This is a genomic window from Pseudomonas sp. GXM4, from assembly GCF_008923895.1.
Taxonomy (GTDB): domain Bacteria; phylum Pseudomonadota; class Gammaproteobacteria; order Pseudomonadales; family Pseudomonadaceae; genus Aquipseudomonas; species Aquipseudomonas atacamensis.
The window spans coordinates 1-3,923 of sequence record NZ_WBRZ01000384.1 but is presented as its reverse complement, the minus strand read 5'-3'; the positions used below and the strand labels follow the sequence as shown (position 1 = coordinate 3,923).

Sequence of the window (3,923 nt, the reverse complement as noted above, 5' to 3'; positions counted from 1 at the left end):
TCCCACAGGTTTTGTGGTGACCAACGATGTTCATTCCACCCCGAATCCCTGTGGGAGCTGGCTTGCCAGCGATTCGGTCGGCACATTCACCGCCTTCTTTGACTGACCCACCGCAATCGCTGGCAAGCCAGCCACAGATTTGTGTGCCGAATCACAAAGCCCGGTCAGCCTCGGATTTCTCTGTGGGAGCGAGCTTGCTCGCGAAGGCGTCAGGTCAGCCACCTCCACATTGACTGACACACCGCATTCGCGAGCAGGCTAGCTCCGGCAGTGCGTCTACACTTCTGAAACCCTTTTGGGAGCGAGCTTGCTCCCAAAAGGGTTTCAGTGAAATCAGGAGTGGCTGATGTCTTCCAGCGTTGCCCTGCGGTTGCCGTCCATTGATGGCTTGTTGCGTCACCCGGCGTGCGCGCCGTTGGCCGAGCGTTACGGCCGTGATTCGTTGCTGACGGGTCTGCGTCAGTTGCTCGATGAGCTAAGGCCCGGCGTGGTGAGCGGGCAATTGGCAGCTGTGGAGATCGGCCCCGAAGTGCTCGCCGGCCGCGTCGGCGAACGCCTGGCGCAACAACAGCGCGGCCAGGTGCGCCGGGTATTCAACCTGACCGGCACGGTGCTGCACACCAATCTCGGTCGCGCCTTGCTGCCCGAAGAAGCCATCGAAGCAGTGCAAATGGCCGCACGCTATCCGCTCAATCTCGAGTTCGATCTGGCCAGCGGCAAGCGCGGTGATCGTGACGATCTGATCGAAGGCCTGATCCGCGAATTGACCGGTGCCGAAGCGGTGACCGTGGTCAACAACAATGCCGCTGCCGTGCTGCTGACCCTCAACAGCCTCGGCGCGCGCAAGGAAGGCATCATCTCGCGCGGTGAACTGATCGAAATCGGCGGCGCCTTCCGCATCCCCGACATCATGGCCCGCGCCGGCGTGCGCCTGCAGGAAGTCGGCACCACCAACCGCACCCATGCCCGCGATTACGAAGCGGCAATCGGCCCGCGCAGCGGGTTGATCATGCGCGTGCATGCCAGTAACTACAGTATCGAAGGCTTCACCGCGCGGGTGCCGACTGCGGAACTGGCCGAGTTGGCGCACGCTCATGGCTTGCCGTTGCTGGAAGATCTGGGCAGCGGCAGTCTGCTCGACCTGACGCGCTGGGGCCTGCCGGCGGAACCGACGGTGCGGCAGGCCTTGCTCGATGGCGCCGACATCGTCACCTTCAGCGGCGACAAATTGCTCGGCGGGCCGCAGGCCGGATTGATTGTCGGGCGCAAAGAACTGATCGCGAAGATCAAGAAAAATCCACTGAAACGCGCGCTGCGGGTCGACAAGTTGACCCTGGCCGCGCTGGAAGCGGTGCTCGGTCTGTACCGCGACCCTGATCGCCTCGCCGAGCGTCTGCCGAGTCTGCGTCTGCTGACCCGTCCGCAAGCCGAGATTCATGCGCAGGCTCTGCGTTTGCAACCGTTGCTCGCCGATGTCTTGGGCGAGATCTGGCAGGTCAGTGCAATCGAGGCGTTGGGCATGATCGGCAGCGGCAGCCAACCGGTGGCGCGTCTGCCGAGCGCGGCGCTGTGTTGTCGCCCGCAAGTGTCCAAGCGCTGGCGCGGGCGTTATCTGCTCAATCTCGAAGCGGCGTTGCGCGGTTTGCCGATCCCGGTGCTCGGGCGAATCGGCGACGATGCGCTGTGGCTGGATCTACGCCAGCTCGACGATGAGCCAGCGTGGCTGGCGCAGCTGGCGCAATTGCAGGTCGACCGGTGATCGTCGGCACGGCGGGGCACATCGACCACGGCAAGACTTCGCTGTTGCAAGCGCTGACGGGACAAACCGGCGACCGCCGCCCGCAGGAGCGCGAACGCGGCATGACCATCGACCTCGGTTATCTCTACGCCGAGCTAGAAGCGGGCGCCGGGCTGACCGGCTTCATCGACGTGCCCGGCCACGAAAAATTCACCCACAACATGCTCGCCGGCGCACAGGGCATCGATCTGGTGTTGCTGGTAGTCGCGGCCGACGACGGCGTGATGCCGCAGACCCGCGAGCATCTGGCGATCGTCGAACTGCTAGGCATCCCGCGCGCGCTGGTGGCGATCACTAAATGCGACCGGGCGGGAGCGGGCAGGGTGGAAGAGGTGCAGCGCCAAGTGCTCGATTTGCTGGCGCCCGGACCATTTGCTGATGCGCCGATTTTTACTGTGTCGAGCGTGAACGGGCAGGGCGTCGATGGATTGCGCGCGGCGTTGTTGCAGGTGCAGAACGAGGTGCAGGCGCGCGGTTGCGAGGGCGGCTTTCGCCTGGCGATTGATCGGGCGTTCAGCGTCGCGGGTGCGGGGATTGTGGTCACGGGCACGGCGTTGTCGGGCACGGTTGCGGTGGGCGACAAACTTGTCTTGGGGCCTGCGGGCAAATCGGTGCGCATCCGTGGCCTGCACGCGCAAAACCAGGCCGTCGAACAGGCCTTCGCCGGCCAGCGCGTGGCATTGAACCTCAGCGGCGATCGTCTGGAATTGGCGCAAATCCACCGTGGCCAATGGCTGCTGGCGGACTGGCTGCACGCCCCGACCCAGCGCATCGACATCGACTTTCAGCTGTTGCCCGGCGAGCGCACCTTCGAACACTTCCACCCGGTGCATCTGCATCTTGGCACCCAGGATGTCATCGCCCGCGTCGCCTTGCTGCAAGGCCCGCGCCTGAGTCCCGGCGAGCGCATGTTCGCGCAATTGCTGATCAACGCGCCGGTGCAAGCGGTGAAGGGTGATCGGCTGATCCTGCGCGACTCCAGTGCCCAGCGCTCCCTTGGCGGCGGCGTTGTCCTCGATCCATTCGCTCCGGCGCGCCAACGCCGCAGCCCGGAACGGCTCGCCCAACTGCAAACCCTCGCCCTGAGCGTCAGCCTCGAACAGGCCTTGCCGGCACTGCTCAACCACAGCCCCGGCGGCATCGACCCGCAACGCCTCGAGCGCCAGTTCAACCGCCCGCGCGCGCAGTGGACGCTGGCAGAAAACATCCGCCTGATCGAAACCCGCCAAGGCCCGCTGCTGTTCAACGTGCAGCGCTGGGGCCAGTTGAAATTCACTTTGCTCGAACAACTGGCGCGATTCCACGAACAGGAACCCGACCAGATGGGGCCGGACCGCGATCGCCTGCGCCGCTTCAGCGCGCTGGCACTGGAACGCTCGACGTTAATCAGCCTGCTCGACGAACTGCTCAACGCCGGCTCCATCCTCGCCAGCGGCCCCTGGCTGCACCTGCCCGACCATCAGGTGCGCCTGAATGTCGACGACGAAATCCTCTGGCAGCAATTACAGCCGTTGTTCGAACAGGCCGGTTTCGACCCGCCGTGGGTGCGCGATGCCGCGAAAATGCTCGGCGAAGACGATGCCAGTGTCCGCCTGCTGTTGCGCAAACTTGCCCGCCTAGGCCTCATGCACCAGGTGGTGCGCGACCTGTTTATCAGCGACATCGTCCTGCGGCAAATGGCGGCGCTGCTGCTGAAACTCGCCGAAGAAAATCCGTCGATTCAAGTGACAACCTTCCGCGATGCGCTAGGCTTGGGACGCAAACGCTGTATTCAGTATCTGGAATATTTCGACCGACTCGGCCTGACCCGCCGCCTCGGCGAATCCCGCCAGATCCGCCCCGACAACGCGCTGGCCAACGCCTGCGCACCCTGAGTTCAGGAAGACAATCGCGCCCGGTGGCGCGGCCGGGCTTCAAACCCGGTTGGGGACGGCATCCGTTCCCGGGCAGGTTCGACTCCGGCTGTCTTCCGCCAGTTTCCCCAAAGCAAAAGATCGCAGCCTTTGGCAGCTCTTACATCGATTTTTAGGAACTGCCGAAGGCTGCGATCTTTTGGTTCTGAATGCCGGAGAAAGTGTTCTAGCCCCATAGCTCGCTGTCTTTTAAACATCATCGTTAAAATAAA

The 3,923-nt window shown here is 63.8% G+C and carries 2 protein-coding genes and 1 tRNA gene; all 3 read left to right on the top strand.

Annotation, left to right across the window (positions count from 1 at the left end; genetic code table 11):
- Nucleotides 1-346: 346 nt before the first annotated feature.
- The 3 genes from selA (at nucleotide 347) to F8N49_RS26265 (ending at nucleotide 3,773) form a co-directional block, all read left to right on the top strand.
- Nucleotides 347-1,759: an L-seryl-tRNA(Sec) selenium transferase gene (selA, locus tag F8N49_RS26275; protein ID WP_122750451.1), complete on the top strand. Its 1,413-nt coding sequence runs from the start codon at nucleotides 347-349 to the stop codon at nucleotides 1,757-1,759.
- Entirely contained in the window at nucleotides 1,756-3,672 is a 1,917-nt protein-coding gene (gene selB, locus F8N49_RS26270) for a selenocysteine-specific translation elongation factor (RefSeq protein ID WP_151553171.1), read from the top strand. Before selA ends, selB begins: the two co-directional genes overlap by 4 nt.
- Nucleotides 3,673-3,677: 5 nt before the next feature.
- Nucleotides 3,678-3,773 (top strand) — tRNA-Sec (locus tag F8N49_RS26265).
- Nucleotides 3,774-3,923: the final 150 nt, after the last annotated feature.

Coding starts and splice junctions, on each gene's coding strand:
- selA (WP_122750451.1), top strand. CDS start 347: ATGTCTTCCAGCGTTGCCCTGCGGTTGCCGTCCATTGATGGCTTGTTG.